Origin of the sequence: Sphingomonas sp. (assembly GCF_030145815.1) — a bacterium.
Taxonomy (GTDB): domain Bacteria; phylum Pseudomonadota; class Alphaproteobacteria; order Sphingomonadales; family Sphingomonadaceae; genus Sphingomonas.
Window position 1 is genome coordinate 133,306 of the sequence record NZ_JAIXHL010000010.1, and the last position, 21,638, is coordinate 154,943.

Annotated in this window: 22 protein-coding genes; 16 read left to right on the forward strand and 6 right to left on the reverse strand. The window is 66.7% G+C overall.

Features of this window, described 5'->3' with window-relative positions:
• The first annotated feature begins 220 nt into the window (after positions 1-220).
• The 3 genes from pgi to gor all read left to right on the forward strand — a co-directional run bounded on the left by pgi (position 221) and on the right by gor (position 4,019).
• A complete protein-coding gene (gene pgi / locus KYX69_RS10895) occupies positions 221-1,714 on the forward strand; it encodes a glucose-6-phosphate isomerase (protein ID WP_300497065.1) in 1,494 nt (497 codons plus the stop codon).
• Positions 1,714-2,010: an alkylphosphonate utilization protein gene (locus KYX69_RS10900; protein ID WP_300497067.1), complete on the forward strand. Its 297-nt coding sequence runs from the start codon at positions 1,714-1,716 to the stop codon at positions 2,008-2,010. The genes pgi and KYX69_RS10900 overlap by 1 nt, the downstream gene beginning before the upstream one ends.
• A gap of 662 nt (positions 2,011-2,672) precedes the next feature.
• Positions 2,673-4,019 (forward strand): glutathione-disulfide reductase, encoded by a 1,347-nt coding sequence (gene gor, locus KYX69_RS10905; RefSeq protein WP_300497070.1) that lies wholly within the window; start codon positions 2,673-2,675, stop codon positions 4,017-4,019.
• A gap of 82 nt (positions 4,020-4,101) precedes the next feature.
• Here the strand turns inward: gor and KYX69_RS10910 are convergent, their stop codons facing one another.
• The gene (locus KYX69_RS10910; RefSeq protein ID WP_300497072.1) at positions 4,102-5,361 is read right to left on the reverse strand and encodes a cation:dicarboxylase symporter family transporter; all 1,260 of its coding nucleotides are present in this window, start codon (positions 5,359-5,361) and stop codon (positions 4,102-4,104) included.
• A gap of 72 nt (positions 5,362-5,433) precedes the next feature.
• On the opposite strand from KYX69_RS10910, the gene glmM reads away from it, so the two are divergent.
• The 7 genes from glmM (at position 5,434) to KYX69_RS10945 (ending at position 11,021) form a co-directional block, all read left to right on the forward strand.
• Positions 5,434-6,774 carry a phosphoglucosamine mutase gene (gene glmM, locus KYX69_RS10915; RefSeq protein ID WP_300497171.1) on the forward strand — a complete coding sequence of 447 codons (1,341 nt, stop codon included), beginning with the start codon at positions 5,434-5,436 and terminating at the stop codon, positions 6,772-6,774.
• Between the two features lie 5 nt (positions 6,775-6,779).
• Positions 6,780-7,091 (forward strand): YdeI/OmpD-associated family protein, encoded by a 312-nt coding sequence (locus KYX69_RS10920; RefSeq protein ID WP_300497075.1) that lies wholly within the window; start codon positions 6,780-6,782, stop codon positions 7,089-7,091.
• A 1-nt stretch (position 7,092) separates the two neighbouring features.
• Positions 7,093-7,677 (forward strand): hypothetical protein, encoded by a 585-nt coding sequence (locus tag KYX69_RS10925; RefSeq protein ID WP_300497078.1) that lies wholly within the window; start codon positions 7,093-7,095, stop codon positions 7,675-7,677.
• A 269-nt stretch (positions 7,678-7,946) separates the two neighbouring features.
• The gene (locus KYX69_RS10930; RefSeq protein ID WP_224921733.1) at positions 7,947-8,180 is read left to right on the forward strand and encodes a DUF1272 domain-containing protein; all 234 of its coding nucleotides are present in this window, start codon (positions 7,947-7,949) and stop codon (positions 8,178-8,180) included.
• Positions 8,177-9,052 (forward strand): 2-dehydropantoate 2-reductase, encoded by an 876-nt coding sequence (locus KYX69_RS10935; protein WP_300497081.1) that lies wholly within the window; start codon positions 8,177-8,179, stop codon positions 9,050-9,052. The genes KYX69_RS10930 and KYX69_RS10935 overlap by 4 nt, the downstream gene beginning before the upstream one ends.
• Positions 9,053-9,613: 561 nt before the next feature.
• On the forward strand, positions 9,614-10,405 hold the full coding sequence (gene thiD / locus KYX69_RS10940; protein WP_300497083.1) for a bifunctional hydroxymethylpyrimidine kinase/phosphomethylpyrimidine kinase: 792 nt from the start codon (positions 9,614-9,616) through the stop codon (positions 10,403-10,405).
• Complete coding sequence (locus KYX69_RS10945; RefSeq protein ID WP_300497085.1) at positions 10,398-11,021, forward strand: ribonuclease HII; 624 nt, start codon at positions 10,398-10,400, stop codon at positions 11,019-11,021. Before thiD ends, KYX69_RS10945 begins: the two co-directional genes overlap by 8 nt.
• Before the next feature lie 77 nt (positions 11,022-11,098).
• Here the strand turns inward: KYX69_RS10945 and KYX69_RS10950 are convergent, their stop codons facing one another.
• Positions 11,099-12,694 (reverse strand): isocitrate lyase, encoded by a 1,596-nt coding sequence (locus KYX69_RS10950; RefSeq protein WP_300497086.1) that lies wholly within the window; start codon positions 12,692-12,694, stop codon positions 11,099-11,101.
• Positions 12,695-13,038: 344 nt separating this feature from the next.
• On the opposite strand from KYX69_RS10950, the gene KYX69_RS10955 reads away from it, so the two are divergent.
• Both KYX69_RS10955 and folP read left to right on the forward strand, forming a co-directional pair.
• Entirely contained in the window at positions 13,039-14,184 is a 1,146-nt protein-coding gene (locus KYX69_RS10955; RefSeq protein WP_300497087.1) for a site-specific DNA-methyltransferase, read from the forward strand.
• A 19-nt stretch (positions 14,185-14,203) separates the two neighbouring features.
• Complete coding sequence (gene folP, locus KYX69_RS10960; protein ID WP_300497089.1) at positions 14,204-15,319, forward strand: dihydropteroate synthase; 1,116 nt, start codon at positions 14,204-14,206, stop codon at positions 15,317-15,319.
• Positions 15,320-15,325: 6 nt separating this feature from the next.
• Here the strand turns inward: folP and KYX69_RS10965 are convergent, their stop codons facing one another.
• Entirely contained in the window at positions 15,326-16,126 is an 801-nt protein-coding gene (locus KYX69_RS10965; RefSeq protein ID WP_300497092.1) for a LytTR family DNA-binding domain-containing protein, read from the reverse strand.
• 146 nt (positions 16,127-16,272) lie between these two features.
• Here KYX69_RS10965 and KYX69_RS10970 point away from each other — a divergent pair, with 146 nt between their 5' ends.
• Positions 16,273-16,815, forward strand: a complete 543-nt coding sequence (locus KYX69_RS10970) for a DUF2306 domain-containing protein (protein WP_300497095.1) — start codon at positions 16,273-16,275, stop codon at positions 16,813-16,815.
• Here the strand turns inward: KYX69_RS10970 and KYX69_RS10975 are convergent.
• Together KYX69_RS10975 and KYX69_RS10980 are read right to left on the reverse strand one after the other, a co-directional pair.
• Positions 16,812-17,354 (reverse strand): hypothetical protein, encoded by a 543-nt coding sequence (locus KYX69_RS10975; protein ID WP_300497097.1) that lies wholly within the window; start codon positions 17,352-17,354, stop codon positions 16,812-16,814. The two genes, KYX69_RS10970 and KYX69_RS10975, sit on opposite strands and share 4 nt — an antisense overlap.
• A gap of 38 nt (positions 17,355-17,392) precedes the next feature.
• A complete protein-coding gene (locus KYX69_RS10980; RefSeq protein WP_300497100.1) occupies positions 17,393-18,142 on the reverse strand; it encodes an SDR family oxidoreductase in 750 nt (249 codons plus the stop codon).
• A gap of 59 nt (positions 18,143-18,201) precedes the next feature.
• On the opposite strand from KYX69_RS10980, the gene KYX69_RS10985 reads away from it, so the two are divergent.
• On the forward strand, positions 18,202-18,729 hold the full coding sequence (locus tag KYX69_RS10985; RefSeq protein WP_300497102.1) for a cytochrome b: 528 nt from the start codon (positions 18,202-18,204) through the stop codon (positions 18,727-18,729).
• 3 nt (positions 18,730-18,732) lie between these two features.
• Here KYX69_RS10985 and KYX69_RS10990 read toward each other — a convergent pair whose 3' ends face one another.
• A complete protein-coding gene (locus tag KYX69_RS10990; RefSeq protein WP_300497104.1) occupies positions 18,733-20,163 on the reverse strand; it encodes a sigma-54 dependent transcriptional regulator in 1,431 nt (476 codons plus the stop codon).
• A gap of 175 nt (positions 20,164-20,338) precedes the next feature.
• Here KYX69_RS10990 and KYX69_RS10995 point away from each other — a divergent pair, with 175 nt between their 5' ends.
• Positions 20,339-20,464, forward strand: coding sequence for an aa3-type cytochrome c oxidase subunit IV (locus tag KYX69_RS10995; protein WP_300497106.1), 126 nt, complete (start codon positions 20,339-20,341; stop codon positions 20,462-20,464).
• A 1-nt stretch (position 20,465) separates the two neighbouring features.
• Positions 20,466-21,584 (forward strand): NAD(P) transhydrogenase subunit alpha, encoded by a 1,119-nt coding sequence (locus KYX69_RS11000; protein WP_300497109.1) that lies wholly within the window; start codon positions 20,466-20,468, stop codon positions 21,582-21,584.
• The last annotated feature ends 54 nt before the right edge of the window (positions 21,585-21,638 follow it).

Sequence of the window (21,638 nt, forward strand, 5' to 3'; positions counted from 1 at the left end):
TGGGTGTGTGGCATCGTCAAGGCACCTTTGTTTGGTTTGCGGCACCAGCCCGCTCCCCCACCCGGCCACCCATCGGCAGGATATTCTGAAATGGGTGGCCGGGTGGGGGAGCGGGCCGGTGCCGCGCTTCGGCAACGCCGAAGCCCAAAACAAACGCCCCCCGCTTTCACTCCCCCACCCATCACGCTACACGCGCCGCGACCCAAAAGGAGACAGGCACATGGCGACCCCCGACTGGAGCGCGATCGAATCGCTGCCGCGCACCCCGCTCAAGGACCTGTTCGCCGCCGATCCCAATCGGCTGGCATCGCTCAGCGCCGATGTCGCGGGCATCCATTTCGACTTTTCCAAGACGCATCTCGACGCCGCCGCGCTCGACGCCTTTACCGCGCTGGCCAAGGCGACCGACCTCACCGCCAAGCGCGACGCGCTGTTCGCGGGCGAAGCGGTCAACGTCACCGAGGGCCGCGCCGCCGAACACACCGCCGAACGCGGGGAGGGCGCCGAGGACAGCGTCGCCCGCGCCGCCGCCTATCACGCCCGCATGCGCGGCCTGATCGACGCAATCGAGGCGGAGGCGCTCGGTCCGGTCCGCCACATCCTGCACATCGGCATCGGCGGCTCCGCGCTCGGGCCGGAGCTGCTGATCGACGCGCTCGGCCGCGACATGGACCGCTATGACGTCGCCATCGTTTCCAACATCGACGGCTGCGCGCTGGAAGAGGCGATCGACGCGTTCGATCCTCACGCCACGCTGATCGCGATCGCGTCGAAAACCTTCACCACCACCGAAACCCTGCTCAACGCCACCAGCGCGCTCGACTGGATGCGCGAACATGGGGTCGAGGATCCCTATGGCCGCGTGATCGCGCTCACCGCTGCGCCGGACAAGGCGGTCGAATGGGGCGTCGACGAAACCCGCATCCTGCCGTTCGCCGAATCGGTCGGCGGGCGCTATTCCTTGTGGTCGTCGATCGGCTTCCCCGCCGCGATCGCGCTTGGCTGGGACGCGTTCGAAGCGATGCTCGATGGCGCGGCCGAAATGGACCGCCATTTCCGCCTGACCGATCTGCGCAGCAACGCCCCCGTGCTCGCCGCCTTCGCCGACCTTTATTACACCCAGAATCGCGGCGCCCAGACGCGCGGCGTGTTCGCCTATGACGAGCGCCTGCGCCTCCTCCCCAGCTATCTCCAGCAGCTCGAGATGGAATCGAACGGCAAGTCGGTCACCGCCGACGGCCAGCCGGTCGGCCGCGCTACGGCACCAATCACCTGGGGCGGCGTCGGCACCGATGCGCAGCACGCGGTGTTCCAACTGCTGCACCAGGGCACCCACCTGATCCCGCTCGAATTCCTCGCCGTCATCGAGGGCGGCGACACGCTGGCCGAGGATCATCACCGTGCGCTGCTGCTCAACTGCTTCGCGCAGGGTGCGGCACTGATGGCCGGTCGCGCCAATGCCGATCCCGCCCGCGCCTATGCCGGCGACCGCCCGTCGATGACGCTCCTGCTCGACGAACTCGATCCCCGCACGCTTGGCGCGCTGATCGCCTTCTACGAACACCGCACCTTCGTCAGCGCGGCGCTGCTCGGGATCAACCCGTTCGACCAGTTCGGCGTCGAGCTCGGCAAGGAAATGGCCAAGGCGGCGGAGCGCGGCGGACAGGAGTTCGACCCCTCCACCGACGACCTCATCCGGCGGGCGTTCGGCTGATGTCCGACGAAGACTATGTCTATGACGAGGCGAGCGGCGAATGGGTCCCCGCGTCGCAACTCGCAGCGTCTGCTGAGGAAGTGGTCGAAGTCCGCGACTCGGTCGGCAACCTCCTCGCCGACGGCGATCAGGTGACGCTGATCAAGGACCTGACCGTCAAAGGCGCAGGGCAAACCCTCAAGCGCGGCACCCTGATCAAATCGATCCGCCTGACCGGCGACCCGCAGGAGATCGACTGCAAGTTCGACGGCATCAAGGGACTGGTGCTGAGGGCGGAGTTTGTGCGGAAGCGGTGAGATAAGCAGCGATAGCAGACGTAAACGCGCAATTAGAGCGCGGCAGAAGCCATCACATAAATGCTTGTCGGCTCCCGATCCAAGAAGAGCACGATAGGCTGCTTCGTAAATGCGAAGCAGCCGAGTCCCCCTGCAAAAACGTGGAGATCGTTCCCGCTCCACCTCACCTTCAATGTCGGGGCAGGTGTCGGAAACACGGCTCGCACTAAGTAGGGGCGAAGGCGGCGACCGGTTGACGGCGGTACATTCGCACGCCCTAAAAATTTGACGACGCTACTTGGACTTAGAGCCACAGCATCGCGCTTTTCGAGCATAGCCTCTGCCGTGGAGACGCTCCGACTCACAGGCTGCACGAGAGAGCCGTTAACTTCGGCCCCATCCTGCCACGCCGCAGGCTTTCGCAGCCACTCGTTCTTCATCGAAGCGCGACACTGCGTCTGTGCTTCGGCGGCGCGCGGCACGCCATTAACCGCCAAGGTCAGCACGACACCCACGAGAATTCGCAACTGCATTCATTATTTTTCGCACTTGGAAAGTGTGTTGTCTACCGCACGGCGACCCCGGCACAGGCTGAGGCGATAAGCAAGGGGACCCACCCCCTCCGTTGGCAATCCCACCCCAGCCCCCTATCTCCCGCTCCGACGACCCAACAGGAGCCCCCAATGCCCGATTACGACTACGACCTCTTCGTCATCGGTGCAGGCTCCGGCGGCGTCCGCGCGAGCCGCGTTGCCGCCGCCCACGGCGCGAAGGTCGCGATTGCCGAGGAATATCGTGTCGGCGGCACCTGTGTCATCCGCGGCTGCGTGCCCAAGAAGCTGCTCGTCTATGGCGCGCATTTCGCCGAGGATCTGCACGACGCGCGCCGCTTTGGCTGGAACGTGCCCGAATGCGACTTCGACTGGACCGTCCTGCGCGACAATGTCCTGTCGGAGGTCGACCGGCTCAACGGGGCTTACACCAACACGCTCGACAGCCACGGGGTCGAGATCGTCCACGAACGCGCCACCGTCTCCGGCCCGAACCAAGTCACGCTGGCGAGCGGCCGCACGATCACCGCAGGCAAGATCCTGATCGCGGTCGGCGCGCGTCCGCTGGTCCCTGCCTGCCCCGGCCACGAACATGGCATCACCTCGAACGAGGTGTTCCACCTCGACGCGCTGCCCAAGCGGGTGCTGATCGCGGGCGCGGGCTATATCGCCAACGAATTCGCCGGCATCTTCAACGAATTCGGCAGCAAGGTGACGCTGATCAACCGCTCGGATGTCATCCTGCGCGGCTATGACGAGCAGATCCGCGACCGGCTGCTGCAGATTTCGATGACCAAGGGCATCGATTTCCGCTTCCACGCCGAATTCCGCGGGATCGAGAAGAACGCCGACGGCAGCCTCAAGGTCAGCATGACCAACCATGACGATATGGAGGTCGACTGCGTCCTCTTCGCCACCGGGCGTGTCCCCAATACCGATGGCCTGGGCCTCGCCGAGGCCGGGGTCGAGCTGGATGCGAAGGGCGCGATCGTGGTCGGCGCGGACAACAAGTCGAGCGTCGAATCGATCTATGCCGTCGGCGACGTCACCAACCGCGTCCAGCTCACCCCCGTCGCAATCCGTGAGGGGCAGGCGTTCGCCGACACCGTGTTCGGCAACAAGCCGACCACCGTCGACTATGGCTGCATCCCCTCCGCCGTGTTCAGCCACCCGCCGATCGCCGGCGTGGGCATGACCGAGAGCGAGGCGAAGCAGAAATTCGGCGCGGTAAAGGTCTACACGTCGGACTTCCGCGCAATGAAGAATGTCCTGGCGAACCGCAACGAACGCGCGCTGTACAAGATGATCTGCGAGCCCAATTCGGGCAAGGTATTGGGCCTCCACATGATCGGCCCCGACGCGCCCGAAATCCTTCAGGCAGCTGCAGTCGCGGTCAAGGCGGGCCTGACCAAGGACGATTTCGACCAGACCGTCGCGCTGCACCCGTCGATGGCCGAAGAACTTGTGCTGATGAAATAGCCCGTCACCCCAGCGCAAGCTGGGGTCTCAGGCGGCAGGCGAATCCCTCGCGAGACCCCAGCTTGCGCTGGGGTGACGGTTATTACTCGGCGCGCAACAACGCATCCGCCTCGCTGTCCGCCTCGCCCTCACCGGCAATCGCCCGCGTCGCGCCCACATCCATCGCGACATTGCCAAGCGTGCGGAAGATGTCCGGAATCGTCTCGACCGCAACCAGCAGCCCCAGTGGCGCGATCGGCACGCCCATCGCGATGGCGATCGGCGCGATCGACGAGACGAAGCTGATCGTCCCCGGCAGCCCCACCGCGCCCATCGTCGTGATCGCCGCCGCTGCCCAGCCCGCGGCGATCTGTCCCGCGGTCAGCTCGATCCCGAACCAGTGCGCGACATAGATCGCGACGGCAAAGTTCATCGCCGGCCCGGTCCAGCGGAACAGCGCCACCGCCAGCGGCAGCACCACGCCCGCGCGCGCCACCGGTACGCCCAGCGATTCGGTCGAGCGCAGCATCGCGGGCAGGCTGGCGAGCGAGCTTTGCGTCGATGCCGCCACCACCTGACTCGGCACGATCGCGCGGATGAACCGCCCCGGCGCCACCTTCGCCACGCCCCAGGCGAACGGCACCGCGAGCAGCCACAGCACCACGCCGACCGTGCACAGGATCGCGACATAATGCAGCAGCGCCCCGAACGCCGACGTCCCCGCCCGCGCGCCGACGACATAGGCGAGCGCCCCGACCCCGATCGGGCCCAGCCACAGCACCCAGTTGATCACGACCAGCATCGCATTGCCGATCGCCTGGAAAAACCCGGTCAGCCGCTCGCGCTCCTCGACCGGCAACCGCGTGATCGCAAAGGCGAACACGGTGGTGAACAGGATCATCGGCAGAAACGCATCATTGACCGCCGACGCGATCGGGTTCGACGGCACCAAGGCGACGAGGAAGGCGGAGAAGGGTGGAATCTCGCCGGTCGGCGGCGCCGTGCCCAGTGCCTCGCTCAACGCCGTGCCAAGATCCGCGCCCAGCGGAAACGCCGACAACAGCCCCAGCGCAATCGCTCCACCCAGCGCCGAGGAAATCCACAACAATATGATGAAGGTAATGAACGCCCGCGTCGCCAGCGTGCTCGCCCGCGCCGCCTCCGCCGTCGCCGCAATGCCGGTGATCAGCAGCGACACGACCAACGGCACGATCGTCATCTGCAGCGCGTGCAGCCACATCGTGCCGATCGGCTGGACCCAATCGGCGGCGACCAGCGCGCGCTCCGGCGCCAGCGCGGCGGCGATCACCCCGATGGCCAGCGCCAGAATCAGTGCAACGAAGATACGGGTTGCTTGCGACATGCTCGCCCTTGCGAAAAAGCGGCGCTATGACCGCGCCACGTGAAGTTGGGCAACGTCGCAAAGCAGGCGGATATGGCAAGAAAATATTTCGGAACGGACGGAATCCGCGGCGCGACCAATGCGGGCCACATGACGGCGGCGATGGCGATGAAGGTCGGCATGGCGGCCGGCAAGCATTTCGTGCGCGGCGATCACCGCCATCGTGTGGTGATCGGCAAGGACACTCGTCTGTCCGGCTACATGATCGAAAACGCACTCGTCGCGGGCTTCACCAGCGTCGGCATGGACGTGACCTTGGTCGGCCCGATGCCGACGCCCGCGGTGGCGATGCTCACCCATTCGATGCGCGCCGACCTCGGCGTGATGATCTCGGCCAGCCATAACCCCTATGCCGACAACGGCATCAAGCTGTTCGGCCCCGATGGCTATAAATTGTCGGACGAGGATGAAGCGGCGATCGAGGCGCTGATCGACGCCGAGGTCGAGCTCGCCCCCTCGTCCGAGATCGGCCGCGTCCGCCGGGTCGATGACGTGAAGGGCCGCTACATCCACTTCGCCAAGGCGACCTTCCCCGCCGACCTCAGCCTCGACGGGCTCAAGGTCGTGGTCGATTGCGCCAATGGCGCCGCCTATCAGGTCGCACCCTCCGCGCTGTGGGAGCTGGGCGCCGAAGTCGTCGCGATCGGCGTCTCGCCCAATGGCAAGAATATCAACGACCAGGTCGGCTCCACCGCGCCGCTCACCCTGTGCGAGACGGTCGTCGCATCGGGCGCGCATATCGGCATCGCGCTCGACGGCGACGCCGATCGGCTGATCGTCGCGGATGAGCATGGCCAGGTCGTCGATGGCGATCAGCTGATGGCGGCGATCGCCGGTGGCTGGGCGCGCCAGGGTCGGCTCGCGGGCGGCGGGCTGGTCGCCACGGTCATGTCCAACCTCGGCCTCGAACGCCATCTCGCCGCGCAGGGCCTCGGCCTCGTCCGCACCAAGGTCGGCGACCGCCACGTCCTCGAAAAGATGCGCGCCTCGGGCTATAATGTCGGCGGCGAACAGTCCGGGCACATCATCCTGTCCGACTATGCCACCACCGGCGACGGCCTGATCGCCGCGCTGCAGATCCTTGCCGAGATCGTCCGTGCCGGCGCCCCGGCGAGCGAAGTGCTCCACCGCTTCGACCCGCTGCCCCAGCTGTTGAAGAATGTCCGCTTCTCCGGCGGCAAGCCGCTCGAACATGGCGCGGTGCAGGAGGCGATCGCCGCAGCGGAGGCTGAACTGGAAGGCACCGGCCGCCTCGTCATCCGCCCCTCGGGCACCGAACCGGTGATCCGCGTGATGGCCGAGGGTGAGGATATGGCACAGGTCGAGGCGGTGGTGGACCGCATCTGCGACGCGGTGCGCGCGGCGGCGGCCTGAGCGCGATGGCCGCCGCCATCGCCCCCGGCACGGTGCATCCGGTCTCGGACGATGTCGCGGCGGCACTGCGCGCGGATGCCGATCTGCTGGTGCGCTGGGAAAGCCTGACCCCGCTCGGGCGCAACGAATTTCTCTGCTGGATCGAGGATGCGAAGCAGGCCGCGACCCGCACCCGCCGGATCGAACGGATGGGCGACGAGCTGCGCGCGGGCAAGCGCCGCCCCTGCTGCTGGGCCGGCTGCATCCATCGCACCGACAAGGCACCGGGCCCGTGGCAACAGGCCGTCCTGATCGACGGCACGGCGGCAAAGCGGTAGCATGATCGTGGACTCGGACTGGCAGCCCTTCCACACGCTCGACCTCGCCGCACAGGGCCATTTGCCCGATGGCTGGGCAGCGCAGGTCGCGGCGCTCGCCGATGCACCCGAACGGATCGCGATCATCGATGCGCCCGGCTGGAGCTTCGCGATTGTCGAGGGCGATGTGATCCGCGCGCGCCTCCCATGGTTCTGGCACCTGTATCACGGCGTGCTGCGCGATTTCGCCAGCGCCAGCCTTGGTCAGCCGGTGTTCGCCAGCAACCGGCTGAGCTCGGCGACCACGCTCAACATCCTGCGCGGCGGCGGCGCGACCAATGACTGGCATCGCGACGCCAATATCGTCACCGGGGTGTTCTACGCGGTCGTGCCGGAGGGCGCAGGCACGCTGTCCTTCCGCGACGGCGACGAGCGCACCGCCACCCTCGCCCCCCGCCCCGGCCTGTTCACCTGTTTCCCCGGCGCGATCGAGCATCGCGTCGATCCCCTGCCCGAAGGCGGCGAGCGCCTCGCCATCGCGATGGTCTACCACGCCAGCCCCACCGACCAGCCGCCCGCGTTCGGACGGGACGTTTACACGCTTTAGTCGCCCTGCCGCTTGCGGGAGGACCGCCAATAACTCCCCTCCCGCTTGCGGGAGGGACTGGGGGAGGGCATGTCGTTGTCCACGGCGCACCTGACCGGCACAATCCTCCCCCGCCAAGGGGAGGTGGCACGCGCAGCGTGACGGAGGGGGAGAAGCACAGAGGCAAGAGGTGACAGGACACAGCCGTCCTCCCCCTTCCGTCGCCTTCGGCGCCACCTCCCCCTTGCGGGGGAGGATCGTGGAGTTTCGATACAACCCAAGGACGTCAAATGCTCGAAATGCGCCCCGACTGCGAACGCTGCGGCACCGATCTTCCCGCCGATCAGGGCGGAGCGTTCATCTGTTCGTTCGAATGCAGCTTCTGCGCAGACTGCGCCGATCAGCTGGACGAAACCTGCCCCAATTGCGGCGGCGAACTGCTCGACCGCCCGGCCCGCGTCGGCGACGCGCTCAAGAAATACCCGGCCAGCACCGCGCGGCGCTTCAGCGGGAACGACAATTGACCCGCATCGCGGTCATCGGCACCGGCGCGGTCGGTGCGAGCATCGCCGCCTGGCTGATCGCCGCGCCGGGCCATGACGTCACCCTGTGCGCACGAACCCCGTTCGAACGGCTGCGGGTCGAAACGCCCGATGGCGTGCTCGAAAGCACCCCGCGCCTGTTGACCGCCCCAACGACCGCCCAACCCGTCGACTGGGTGCTGGTGGTGACCAAGACCTATGACGCCCCCGGCGCACAGCTCTGGCTCGACCGGCTGGTCGGCCCCGACACCCGAATCGCGATCCTGCAAAACGGGGTCGAACATTACAGCCGCTTCCCCACGCTCGACCCGGCGCGCATCGCACCCGTCATCGTCGACATCCCCGCCGAACGCCGTGCGCCGGGCGATGTCGTGCAGCGCCGCAACGGCAGCCTCACCGTCCCCGACGACGCCGCCGGCCGCGGCTTCGCCGCGCTGTTCGCGCACAGCCCGATCGACACGATCCTGACCGACGACTGGCTGACCGCGGCCTGGCGCAAGCTCGCGGTCAATTGTGCCGGCGCGGTCAACGCCCTCACGCTCCAGCCCGCCAGCATCGCGCAGGACGACGAAGCCGCCGATCTGATGCGCGCGCTGATCCGCGAATGTGTCGCCGTCGGGCGGGCCGAGGGCGCGAACCTCCCCGACGACCTGCCCGACCAGGTGGTGAACGGCTATCGCAATGGCCCGGCGGATTCGATCAACTCGATCCACGCCGACCGCCTCGCAGGTCGCCCGACCGAGGCCGACGCCCGCAACGGCGTGATCGCGCGGCTGGGGGAGACACACGGCATCGCCGCCCCACTCAACCGCATGGCCGATGTGGTGCTGCGTCTATCTGCCCTCTCCCCTTGATAGGGGAGAGGGATACCGCAGCTTGGCAGCTCGCTGCCTAGCGAAGGTTGGGAGAGGGTTAGATCGGCGCGCAGCGCCGATCGCGCGGTCCAATCCTCGCCCGCAAGGGGGAGGTGGCAGGCGCAGCCTGACGGAGGGGGAGGACGGCGATGCCCTTGAGCCTCTTGCCCCAATCCTCCGACCGGCGTGCTTCCTCCCCCTCCGTCGCCTTCGGCGCCACCTCCCCCTTGCGGGGGAGGATATAGCCACCCCACCCTTTCCTACAGCCCCCGGCCTGTGTCATGGCTTGACCACCATGTCCGCGACCACCCACCCTCGCTCCCATCGGCTTGACGCCCGCGTCGCGCTCCGGTCGCGCGACTGCCCAGCACCTGTCGCTTCCCCGGCGCGAACCGGTCGCCTACCCGGTGTCCGCCTGTCGCGTCGCCGTCGCGCACCCGTCGCCCGGATGTCGCGCCCCTGTCGCGTCGGTGTCGCGTCGCAGGCGCAAACCCGCCCGCTCACGGTCGCCTCACACCGACACACCCCCATTTTTGTCAGCATCGTCCGGACAGTCGCGCCATGAGCATCCCCCGCATCCTCATCATCGCCGGTTCCGACTCCGGCGGCGGGGCCGGAATTCAGGCCGATATCCGCACCGTCACCATGCTCGGCGGCCATGCGACGACCGCAATCACCGCGATCACCGCGCAGAACACGCTCGGCGTCACCGCCATCCACCCGGTGCCGGTCGAGATCGTGCTGGCACAGATCGACGCCGTCACCTCCGACATCGGTTGCGACGCGGTGAAGATCGGCATGATCGGCTCGGCCGAGATCGCCCATGCCGTCGCCGACCGGCTGGAGGCACTCGACTGCCCGATCGTGTTCGATCCGGTGATGATCGCCACCAGCGGATCGGTGCTCGCCGACCCGGAGACGATCGCCGCATTCGAACGGCTGATGACGATCGCGTCCGTCATGACCCCGAATCTCCCCGAACTCACCGCACTCGGCGGACGTCAGGCAGTGCTGGCCTATGGCTGTCACCTCGCCGAAAAGGGTGGACACAAGGAGGGGCCGACGATCCTCGACCAGCTCTATGCGCCGAAAGACCGGCTGGTGATGGAGATCGAGGCGGAGCGGATCGACACCCCCGACACGCATGGCACCGGCTGCACCTTCGCCGCCGCGCTCGCCACCGGCCTCGGCTCGGGCCTGTCGATCGGCGACGCGTTCATTCAGGCGGTACGCTTCGTTCGCCTCGCCATCCTCAACGCGCCGGGATTGGGCGAAGGCCATGGCCCGGTCGGTCATGCGCTCGGCATGGTACCGTTCGACGTGGTCGATGGCGCGGACGAAGACGATGCCTGACCTGACCTTCGAGCTGCGCCACGCCGTCCGCGGCCCGGTGGCGGGCGTGGACGAAGCCGGCCGCGGCCCGCTCGCCGGCCCGGTGGTCGCCGCCGCCGTGATCCTCGACCCCGCCTGCATCCCCGACGGTATCGACGACTCGAAAGCACTGACCGCAGCCAAGCGCGCCGCTTTGTGCGAGGCGATCCTCGGCTGTGCCCGCGTCGGCATCGGCATCGCCAGCGTCGAGGAGATCGACCGGCTCAACATCCTGTGGGCAACGATGCTCGCAATGACCCGCGCCGTTGCCGCGCTCGACCTGTCCCCCGCCTATGTGCTGGTCGACGGCAATCGCTGCCCCGACTGGCCCCACGCCAGCGAGCCGGTGATCGGCGGCGACGCGCTCTGCCTGTCGATCGCCGCCGCATCGATCGTCGCGAAGCACCGCCGCGACTGCATCATGGCCGAACTGGATGCACTCCACCCCGGCTATGGCTGGGCCAGCAACAAGGGCTACGCCGCGCGCACCCATCAGGAAGCGCTGCGTACCCTAGGCCCCACCCCCCACCACCGCCGCAGCTTCGCCCCGGTGGCACAGGCGGAGCTCAATTTCGGACCAATGGTCCCCGCTCTTTGACATGAAGGAAAAGGCCCGCCGCCGCACCTGAGTGCAACGACGGGCCTCCTTTCCTCCCCAGGAAATGGTGACGGCGTTTACGCCGCGAACTGGTTCATCGTGTTGTGAACGCCGCCGGCCTTCAGCGCGGCCTCACCTGCGAAATACTCCTTGTGATCATCGCCAATGTCCGACCCGGACATGTTCTGGTGCTTCACACAGGCAATGCCCTGCCGGATCTCCTGCCGCTGCACGCCCTTGACGTAGCCGAGCATCCCCATCTCGCCGAAATATTCCCGGGCAAGATTGTCGGTGGACAGCGCCGCAGTGTGGTAAGTCGGCAGGGTGATCAGGTGGTGGAAGATGCCAGCCCGCGCCGCCGCATCCTTCTGGAAGGTGCGGATCTTCTCATCGGCCTCTTCCGCCAGCGGCGTGCCGTCATAGTCGACGCTCATCAGCTTCGCCCGGTCATAGGCCGAGACATCCCGCCCCGCTTCGCTCCAGGCATCGAACACCTGCTGCCGGAAATTGAGCGTCCAGTTGAAGCTCGGCGAATTGTTGTAGACCAGCTTGGCGTTGGGAACGACTTCGCGGATCCGGTCCACCATCGACGCGATCTGCTCGATATGGGGCTTTTCGGTCTCAATCCACAGCAGGTCGGCGCCGTGCTGCAGGCTGGTGATGCAATCGAGCACGCAGCGATCGGCCCCGGTCCCCTCACGGAACTGGAACAGGTTCGATGGCAGCCGCTTGGGCTTCATCAGCTTGCCGCCGCGGTTGATGACGACATCGCCATTGACGCCCGACAGGTCGGTGACCTCCTCGCAATCGAGAAAGGCGTTATACTGGTCGCCGAGATCGCCCGGCTCCTTCGAGTAAGCGATCTGCTTGGTCAGCCCGGCGCCGAGCGAATCGGTCCGCGTGACGATGATCCCGTCATCGACCCCCAGCTCCATGAAGGCGTAGCGACAGGCACGGACCTTCGCGAGGAAGTCCTCATGCGGCACCGTGACCTTGCCGTCCTGATGCCCGCACTGCTTCTCGTCGCTCACCTGATTCTCGATCTGGAGCGCACAGGCCCCGGCCTCGATCATCTTCTTGGCGAGCAGATACGTCGCCTCGGCATTGCCGAAGCCCGCATCGATATCGGCGATGATCGGCACGACATGCGTCTCGTAATTGTCGATCGCATTCTGGATCCGCGCCGCTTCCACCGCGTTGCCGGCATCCCGCGCCGCATCGAGATCGCGGAACATCATCCCCAGCTCCCGGGCATCGGCCTGCTTCAGGAAGGTGTAGAGTTCCTCGATCAGCGCCGGAACGCTGGTCTTTTCATGCATCGATTGATCGGGAAGCGGGCCGAAATCGCTGCGCAGCGCCGCGACCATCCAGCCGGAGAGATAGAGGTAGCGCCGCTTGGTGCTGCCGAAATGCTTCTTGATCGCGATCATCTTCTGCTGCGCGATGAAGCCGTGCCAGCAGCCGAGCGACTGGGTGTAAGCCGCCGGATCGGCGTCATAGGCCGCCATGTCGCGGCGCATGATCCCGGCGGTGTACTTCGCAATGTCGAGCCCCGTGCGGAACCGGTTCTGCAACCGCATCCGCGCCACCGATTCGGCATCGATGCCGTCCCAGCGGCCCTGCTGGGCGTCGATGGGCTTGGCGGCCCGGGCGATCTCGTCTTGATAGGTCATTGCGGCACCTCGCTTGAATTGCGAGTGTGACTATTCACTTGTTCGGTGGATTACCGACGAATTCGCGCGCCGAACTGGTCGCCAAGTCGTGCCACCGCGCGGCAATGTGCGTTGTTTTGTAAATTTATGACATTTGGAGCCCGGCCAGAATCGTCCTCGGCGAGTCTTTTTCGCCACACCCCAAACCTAGTGCCTGTGGATAACTTTCGGACTCAACATGTGGATAAGTCCCGAAATGTTCCGGCAAGTTAACGGAATCCCAAGCCTTTTCGTTAACCAATGTTCGCTTGACGGAGTCCAGCGTTCGTGGCGTTTCACCGGTTCAACGGGGTTTGGAGTGGTTAATGGGGGTCATCGAAAAGGTCGCTAAGGCGACGCAGGCAGCGGTCGAGGTGCGTACCCGCAGCTGGGTCGACGTGCTCCCGCTCGATTCGATCATCCAGCAGGATTGTATCGAAGCGATGCGCGCCCTGCCCGCCGCGTCGGTCGACATGATCTTCGCCGATCCGCCCTACAACCTTCAGCTCGGTGGCGACCTCAACCGCCCCGACGGCAGCCATGTCGACGCCGTCACCGACGAATGGGATAAGTTCGATTCGCTGTCTGCCTATGACGCGTTCACCCGCGCCTGGCTGGCCGAGGCGCGCCGCGTGCTCAAGCCGAACGGCACGATCTGGGTGATCGGCAGCTATCATAATATCTTCAAGGTCGGCTCGGCGATCCAGGATCTGGGCTTCTGGATCCTCAACGACATCATCTGGCGCAAGGCAAACCCGATGCCCAATTTCAAGGGCACGCGCTTCACCAACGCGCATGAAACGCTGATCTGGGCGTCGATGGGCGAGAAGTCGAAATACACCTTCAATTATCGCAGCATGAAGACGCTCAACGACGAGCTTCAGATGCGCAGCGACTGGGAATTCCCGATTTGCGGCGGGCAGGAGCGGCTGAAGAAGAACGGCACCAAGGTCCACCCGACCCAGAAGCCCGAAGCGTTGCTCTACCGCGTCATGCTCGCCTGCACCAAACCGGGCGACATCATCCTCGACCCGTTTTTCGGCACCGGCACCACCGGCGCGGTGGCCAAGCGCCTGCGCCGTCACTGGATCGGGATCGAGCGCGAAGGCAATTATGTCGAGGCGGCGCAGGAGCGTATCGCAGCCGCGCTGCCGCTCGACGAGAGCGCCGTCACCACGATGATGGCCCCGCGCCAGGCACCGCGCGTCGCCTTCGGCACGCTGATCGAAACCGGCTATCTCAAGCCCGGCACCGTGCTGAGCGATGCCAAGCGCCGCTGGCGTGCGGTGGTGAAGGCCGATGGATCGCTGCTTACCGATTGCGGCGTGGCGGGATCGATCCACAAGGTCGGTGCGACGCTGCAGGGCGCGCCGTCGTGCAATGGCTGGACCTTCTGGCACCATCAGGGCGCCGAACGGCTGGAGCCGATCGACACGCTGCGCCAGACCTATCTGCTCGCGACACAGCCCTGATCCGCGCTAGAGGGGGTGTATGACCTTCTCCCCCTCAGCCCGCCTCTATCTCCGCCCCGTCGCGCCGGTCGACAGCCCGATCGGCTATGACGGTCAGGTCGCGCGGCTTGCCGGGGGACTGAGCTGGTTCGCGGCCTATGAGCTGATCGCAGTCGAGGACGGCCGTCGCGTCGCGCAGCAGCTGGTCCCGGTCGAACGCCTGCCCGGGCTGCTCACCCAGCTGCCCGACGCGCAGGCCGAGCGCCTCCGCACCCTCGCCGCTGCCATCTCTGCCCCGCGCCCGGTCATCCGCGCGGGTGAGCGGACGCTGCGGCTCGATCAGCCGCTGGTTGCGGGCATCCTTAACGTCACCCCGGACAGTTTCTCCGACGGCGGCAAACATGGCGGCGACGCAGAGGCAGTGGCGCAGGCCGGGTTCGACATGGGCGTCGCGGGTGCGTCGCTGATCGATGTCGGCGGCGAATCGACCCGACCGGGCGCCGAAGCCGTGTGGGAAGGCGACGAGATTCAGCGCGTCGTCCCCGTGATCGAACGGCTGGCAAAATCCGGCGTCCCCGTGTCGATCGACACGCGCAAGGCAGCGGTGATGGAAGCGGCACTCGCGGCGGGCGCGCACATCGTCAACGACGTCGCCGCGCTTGCCTATGATCCGCGCGCAGTCGAAGTCGTGGCGAGTGCTGGATGCCCGGTGATCCTGATGCACTCGCCCGACCCGGCTCAGTCACCGCATGGCGGCGCCGGCTATCGCGATCCACTGATCGAAGTCTTCGACTGGCTGGAGGTGCGGGTCGATGCGGTGGTCGCAGGCGGCGTCCAGCGCAGCAACTTGCTTGTCGATCCGGGCATCGGCTTTGGCAAGTCGCTCGCCGACAATCTCGCGCTGATGAACGGGCTGACGCTGTTCCACGGCCTGGGCCTGCCGATCATGCTGGGCGCGAGCCGCAAGCGCATGATCGGCGCGCTGGATCATGAGGCGCCGGTCGAACGCCGGCTCGGTGGCTCGGTCGCTCTCGCAATCAAGGGCGCCGAAGCGGGGTGTCAGCTGCTGCGCGTGCATGATGTGTCCGAGACGGTGCAGGCGGTGCGGGTCTGGCGGGGGATGAAGGATCACGGGCTGGTCGGCCAGCCGCGCTGAACGGGATTAGATCCAACCTGCCTCCCGCAGTGCTGCCACCCGCTCACGCGAGACCGGCGCGCGCAGGCCGTTGGTCAGCTCCAGCCTGACATTGCGCCCGTCGCGCTCGACCGCGGCGACCGCCGACTGCGCGACCCACCAGCTGCGATGCACCTGCATCCCCGGCACCCCGGCAAGCTCTGCAATCGCATCGCGCATCCGCATCAGGATCAGGTCGCTGCCCAAAGCGGTATGCGCGCGAACATAATGATCCTCCATCTCCAACGCGACCAGCGTCGTTCCGAGATGGGCCGGCAGCCGATCCAGGAACGGCGAACGTGGCACCACGATATCTGCCGCTGGCTCGCCAGCAGGGTCCGATGCGCCCCCCTGCCCCGGCGACGGCGCGACCACACCGCGCGGGCTGCGCAGGTAGAGGAGCAACGTGACCGCTCCGCCGATCACCAGCACCTGACCGTACCAGATCAGCGCGCGGTCGATACTATCGGGGACCCGGCATGCGCCGGAGCAACTGGCGGACCAGACCAGCACCGTCATCGGCACCGTCGCGACCAGCGTCGCCACCACCCACATCGGCCCGATCGGAAGCTGTAGCCGGTGTCCGAGCCAGCCCGCCGCTGCGCCGATCGGGCGATAGATCAGATAGCCGGCGACGATCAGCGGGACCCAATAGAGCAGCCGCCACCCGAAACTCGCCGCGAAGCTGCCGAACGGTCCGATCAGCGCCAGCACGACGCCGATCGCGACCATCACCGCAAGTTCGATCAGGATCTGGCGCACCGCCGACATTTCTTCCCCTTGGTTCACCCCACGCCTCTTATCGCCCGTTCGCGATGCGTGAACAGGCATTTACGTCACCGTCCACGAATGGCGCGCGCCGCTCACGCAACCGCGATTGCGACGTCGGCGTGGTCGAGCGAGGCCCTGTCCCGACAACCCAGATGGAGCCTTTCATGCACGCCGCAACCACCGCCCCCCTCCATCGCCGCCCCCCGCATGTTGGCGGGTTCGACCTGTCGCCGACCTGGCGCGCGCTGATCGCGGTCAGCGGCGGCGCGATGACGCTGGCGATTGCGATTGCCCTGGCAAAATGGGCGCTGGGCCTGACGATCGACCATGGCTCGACCCACCACCTTGCGGTGATCATCCATGTCGCGACGGTGATCCCGGCGGTTCCGCTGGGCCTGTATCTGATGCTGACCCGCAAGGGCGGCGCGCGGCACAAGCTGCTCGGGCGCATCTGGATCGCCCTGATGGTAACGACCGCGCTCGCCGCGATCTTCATTCGCCACATCAATGACGGGCAGTTCAGCTTCATTCACCTGTTCGTGCCGCTGACGCTGATCGGGGCATGGCAGACTGTAGCCAGCGCGCGCCGAGGCCAGCTGCGCAAACACCGCAACCACCTGCTCGGCCTCTATCTGGGCGCGCTGATCATCCCCGGCACCTTTGCCTTCGCCGGCAACCGCCTGATGGGCGCGTGGCTGTTCGGTTAGTTGAGGGGACCGGGGCGGGTGCGCTGATCGACGTAGGTGCGCTGGACGTTGAAGGCGCTGGACCGCGCGTCACGAAACCGGTCGCGGCGACGTTCGGCCTCGGCGGCGATCTTTTCGAGGCTTTCGACCAGATCGTCGAGGTTGCGCCGCTTCTCGCTCGCGGTGGCGTCGCGGCACTCGTCCATGCAGGCAGCGACCAGATCAGGCACGCGGCGGCGAATCACATTCGCCCAATCGACCGCGTCCGTCGCAAGCGGATCGCTATCGGCGATGGCGAGCAAGCGCGCGCAACTGGTCCGTGCCGCTGCAACACGGCTGACCGCCCAATCGGCTTCGGTCGCCGTCAACGTCCACGCCGCCTCCAGCGGATCGTCCGGATCTTCGGCCTGCCCACGGCGCAGCCGATAGCGATCGAGCTTTGCGCGCAACCGCCGGATGCCGAACCACGCCCCGAATGCCGCGGCACCCGCAGTCACCAGCACTACGGCGATCGCCGCAAGCGCGAGAAAGGCGGCGACGAAGACAAGGAAACGCAGCATACCCGATTATATGGGATCGCCCGCGCGCTTCGCCAGTGTCACAGCGTATAGCCGCCGTCCGCCAGCAACGTCGTGCCGGTGATCAAGGCAGCTTGATCGTTCAGCAGAAATGCGATCTGCTCCGCCACCTCCTCCGCCTTGGCATAGCGGCCTAGCGGCGTGCCCATCGCCGCCAGCTCTGCGAAGGCGGCATCGCGACCGATCTCCGCCACCCGATCCGCGAACATCGGCACTGCGTCCCACACGGGCGTTTCGACCCCGGCGGGCGCGATGGCGTTGACGCGGATGCCATCCGCCGCGCCCTCCTTTGCCGCGACCTTGGCGAGGTGAAGCAGCGCCGCCTTGGAGCAGCCATAGGCGGCGACCCCCGGTTCGGCCTTGATCCCCGCTGCCGACGCGGTCAGCACGATGCTGCCCCCGCGCCCGCCCATGGCGCGCATCGCCGCGCGCAGCGTCAGGAACGCGCCGTCGAGATTGACTGACAGGATGCGCCGCCACTCGGCAAAGTCGAGCGCGGTGATCGCACCCGCTCCCGCCACTCCGGCATTGACCACGGCGTGATCGACCCCGGTGAGGTCAAGGCCGTCCCAAAACGCCGCATCCGCGACATCGCCGACGACGCGGTCACAGATCGCATCCACCTGCACCGCCGCCAGCGCGGTGGCGTCGCGGTCCACCAGGATGAGCCGCGCCGCACCCTCCGCGGCCAACAATTTCGCCACGGCCAGCCCAATCCCCGAAGCGGCACCCGTTACGAGGGCGCAACGTCCTTCAAATCGTGTCGTCATCGCGCTAGCATAGCGGCAACCGGCGGTTTGACGAAGCGCCCTTGCCCGTGGAGACCAGCATGAACCCCTCTGCAACACGCTATTCGGGCGGAGCGATCCTGCTCCACTGGCTGATCGCCGCGTTGCTGCTCGCCAATGTCGTCATCGCCTTCACGATGGAGGATGCGCGGGGCCTGATGCCGCTGCACAAATCGATCGGCATCACTGTGCTGTTGCTGACGCTGGTGCGGATCGGATGGCGGCTGACCCATGCCGCCCCGCCGCTGCCCGCGACGCTGCCGTCATGGGAGCGGCTTGTTGCGCGCGTCACGCATGGCGCCTTTTACCTGTTGTTGCTGGTCATGCCGCTGCTGGGCTGGGCGTCGGCATCATCCGGCAAATGGGGCACCGGCGCGCTGTTCGGAGTAATCCCATGGTTCGACCTGCCGATCGGCAAGTCGCACGACCTGCATGAGGCGATGGGCGAAGCGCATGAACTCGCCGCCTATCTGACGATCGCGCTGATTGCGCTGCACGTCGCGGGCGCGCTCAAGCACCAGCTGATCGATCGCAACGCCATGCTGTCCAGGATGCTGCCCGGCCGCTGAAACTCAGGCCGCGTTCTGGTCGATCCCGAGTTCGCCCAGCTTGCGGTAGAGCGTCGAGCGCCCGATGCCGAGGCGGCGGGCAACCTCGGTCATGCGCCCACGATAATGGCCGATGGCGAGGCGGATCACGTCTGCCTCGATCTCTTCGAGCGCGCGCAAGTTTCCGTCGGGCTTGAACAGGGTCACCCCCGCCCCCTGCGCCGCGCCGCCATGCGATTGAGCGCCACCTGCCGGGCGACCGCCCGCGAGCTGGGCGATTTGCGGGAAGTCGGCGCGAGTCAGCGCGTCGCCGTCGCACAGCACCGCCGCGCGGAACAGCGCGTTCTGGAGCTGGCGGACATTGCCCGGCCAGTCATAGCCGCCGAGCAGCGCCAGCGCGTCGTCGGTAATACCGAGCGGCCGCAACCCCGGCTGTTCCGCGATCCTGGCGAGCAGATGGCGGGCGAGCGGCGCGATGTCGCCGGCCCGGTCGCGCAGCGGCGGGATCGTCACCTGGACGACGTTGAGCCGGTAATAGAGATCCTCACGGAACCGGCCCTCCTCAACCTCAGTCAACAGCGTCTTGTTGGTTGCGGCGATCACGCGCACATCGACCTGCGACGCGTGGCGGGCGCCGATCGGCTGCACCTCGCCCGACTGGACCACGCGGAGCAATTTGACCTGCGCCTCCAGCGGCATCTCGCCGATTTCGTCCAGGAAGATGGTGCCGCCATCGGCCTCCTGGAACCGGCCGATCTTGCGTTCGAACGCGCCAGTGAACGCGCCTTTTTCATGCCCGAACAATTCGGATTCGACGAGATTGGCGGGAATCGCGCCGCAATTGACGCGCACGATCGGCTTGGTGTGGCGCGGGGACGCGGCGTGGATCGCCTCGGCCACCACTTCCTTGCCGACGCCGCTTTCACCCTCGATCAGCACCGGGACACGCGCCCGCGCCGCTTTGGCCGCGATCGCCAGCGCGGCGCGGAATTGCGGCGCAGAGCCAACGATCTCGTCGAACGCGAGATGCGCCGACATCTTCTCGGTCAACGGGCGCAGCTCGCCCGCGACCTTGGCGCCCACCGCACAGTCCAGCGCGGCGAGCAGGCGTTCGGCGGCGAGCGGTTTGACCAGGAAATCGGTCGCCCCCGCGCGCATCGCACTGACCGCTGCGGCAACCGAGCCATTGGCAGTCAGCAACAGGATCGGGAGCATCGGGCGATTGAGGCGCAACTCGGCGATCAGCGACGCCGCATCGAAATCGGGTGCCCAGTGATCAAGGATGATCGCGTCGAGCGCCATCCCGTCGGGCGTGCCGAGCGTCGCGACCGCAGTGTCATGGTCGCTGGCAAAGATCGTGCGCCATCCGCGCCGCGCCGCAATGGCGGCGATCAGCCGACGCTGGGCCGGTTCCTCGTCGATCAGCATCAGCTGGCGCTGTCCGTTGCGCGTCATCTCAAAACCCCCAACCTGTCTCGCCAAATTTGTCTCTGGTGTCCCTAATTCGGTCACCCTGCATAAGACGGTCGGGTAAAGACGGGCTTAAGCCTGACTAAAGCGCACAGGGGTTGAGGGGCGCGCGACCGCTGTCTAAGACAGGAACCATAACAGCGTTACGAGGGGAAGACGCATGGCCCAAAGCGGCGACATGAAGGCACATGAAGCGACCTATGGCGGGTTCATGCGCCTGTTGAAGGTCGGGACGGTCGTCAGTGTGATCGTCACCGCGTTCGTCATCTGGCTGATCGCAGCCTGAGGTGAAGATCGCGGTCCTCAAGGAGACCGCCGCTGGAGAGCGGCGGGTCTCCGCGACGCCGGAAACCGTCAAGAAATTCGTATCGCTGGGTGCTGCTGTCGCAGTCGAACGCGGTGCGGGTGACACCGGTTTCCTGTCCGATGCAACCTTCGAAGCTGCCGGGGCCACCGTGGGTTCGCGAGCCGAGGTGCTGGCCGATGCCGATATCGTGCTGGGCGTGCAGGGTCCCGACCCGGCGACGCTGGCGGGAATCAAGCCGGGTGCGTGGCTGGCGGCGGGCCTCAACCCGTTCGGGGAGCGTGCACGCGTCGATGCCTATGCGGCGCTCGGCATCGAGGCGCTGGCGATGGAGTTCATGCCGCGCATCACGCGTGCGCAGTCGATGGACATCCTGTCGTCCCAGTCGAACCTGGCGGGGTACAAGGCGGTGCTCGATGCCGCGAGCGAATATGGCCGCGTCTTCCCGATGATGATGACCGCAGCGGGCACCGTGTCCGCTGCCAAGGTCTTCGTCATGGGTGTCGGCGTCGCCGGGCTTCAGGCGATCGCCACCGCCCGCCGCCTCGGCGCGCAGGTGTCGGCGACCGACGTGCGCAGCGCGACCAAGGAGCAGATCCAGTCGCTCGGCGCCAAGCCGATCTTCGTCGAAAATGTCGCCGGGATCGAAGGTGAAGGCTCGGGCGGCTACGCCACCGAGATGAGCGACGAGTACAAGGCCGCCCAGGCCGAGCTCGTCTCGTCGCACATCGCCAAGCAGGACATCGTCATCACCACCGCACTGATCCCGGGCCGCCCCGCGCCCCGCCTGATCAGCGACGCACAGATCGCGTCGATGCGGCCGGGCAGCGTCATCGTCGACCTCGCGGTCGAAGCCGGCGGAAATGTCGAGGGCGCGGTCGCGGGTGAGGTCGTGGAGAAGCACGGCGTCAAGATCGTCGGCCACCGCAACACCACCTCCCGCCTGTCGAGCGACGCCTCGGCGCTGTTCGCGCGCAACCTCTACAACTTCCTCTCGGCCTTCTGGGACAAGGAAGCGGGTAAGCCGGTGCTGGACGACGAGATTGGCGGCGCGATCCGCCTGACGCAGGGCGGCAAGGTGGTGAACGCGAGGTTGCTGTAAAATCCTCCCCGGAACGGGGAGGGGGACCGCCGAAGGCGGTGGAGGGGGAGCGAG

Coding starts and splice junctions, on each gene's coding strand:
- KYX69_RS10955 (WP_300497087.1), top strand. CDS start 13,039: ATGGGGGTCATCGAAAAGGTCGCTAAGGCGACGCAGGCAGCGGTCGAG.
- KYX69_RS10900 (WP_300497067.1), top strand. CDS start 1,714: ATGTCCGACGAAGACTATGTCTATGACGAGGCGAGCGGCGAATGGGTC.
- KYX69_RS10925 (WP_300497078.1), top strand. CDS start 7,093: ATGATCGTGGACTCGGACTGGCAGCCCTTCCACACGCTCGACCTCGCC.
- KYX69_RS10945 (WP_300497085.1), top strand. CDS start 10,398: ATGCCTGACCTGACCTTCGAGCTGCGCCACGCCGTCCGCGGCCCGGTG.
- pgi (WP_300497065.1), top strand. CDS start 221: ATGGCGACCCCCGACTGGAGCGCGATCGAATCGCTGCCGCGCACCCCG.
- KYX69_RS10985 (WP_300497102.1), top strand. CDS start 18,202: ATGAACCCCTCTGCAACACGCTATTCGGGCGGAGCGATCCTGCTCCAC.
- KYX69_RS10980 (WP_300497100.1), bottom strand. CDS start 18,142: ATGACGACACGATTTGAAGGACGTTGCGCCCTCGTAACGGGTGCCGCT.
- KYX69_RS10910 (WP_300497072.1), bottom strand. CDS start 5,361: ATGTCGCAAGCAACCCGTATCTTCGTTGCACTGATTCTGGCGCTGGCC.
- KYX69_RS10920 (WP_300497075.1), top strand. CDS start 6,780: ATGGCCGCCGCCATCGCCCCCGGCACGGTGCATCCGGTCTCGGACGAT.
- KYX69_RS10950 (WP_300497086.1), bottom strand. CDS start 12,694: ATGACCTATCAAGACGAGATCGCCCGGGCCGCCAAGCCCATCGACGCC.
- thiD (WP_300497083.1), top strand. CDS start 9,614: ATGAGCATCCCCCGCATCCTCATCATCGCCGGTTCCGACTCCGGCGGC.
- KYX69_RS10995 (WP_300497106.1), top strand. CDS start 20,339: ATGGCCCAAAGCGGCGACATGAAGGCACATGAAGCGACCTATGGCGGG.
- gor (WP_300497070.1), top strand. CDS start 2,673: ATGCCCGATTACGACTACGACCTCTTCGTCATCGGTGCAGGCTCCGGC.
- glmM (WP_300497171.1), top strand. CDS start 5,434: ATGGCAAGAAAATATTTCGGAACGGACGGAATCCGCGGCGCGACCAAT.
- KYX69_RS10975 (WP_300497097.1), bottom strand. CDS start 17,354: ATGCTGCGTTTCCTTGTCTTCGTCGCCGCCTTTCTCGCGCTTGCGGCG.
- KYX69_RS10930 (WP_224921733.1), top strand. CDS start 7,947: ATGCTCGAAATGCGCCCCGACTGCGAACGCTGCGGCACCGATCTTCCC.
- KYX69_RS10990 (WP_300497104.1), bottom strand. CDS start 20,163: ATGACGCGCAACGGACAGCGCCAGCTGATGCTGATCGACGAGGAACCG.
- folP (WP_300497089.1), top strand. CDS start 14,204: ATGACCTTCTCCCCCTCAGCCCGCCTCTATCTCCGCCCCGTCGCGCCG.
- KYX69_RS10970 (WP_300497095.1), top strand. CDS start 16,273: ATGCACGCCGCAACCACCGCCCCCCTCCATCGCCGCCCCCCGCATGTT.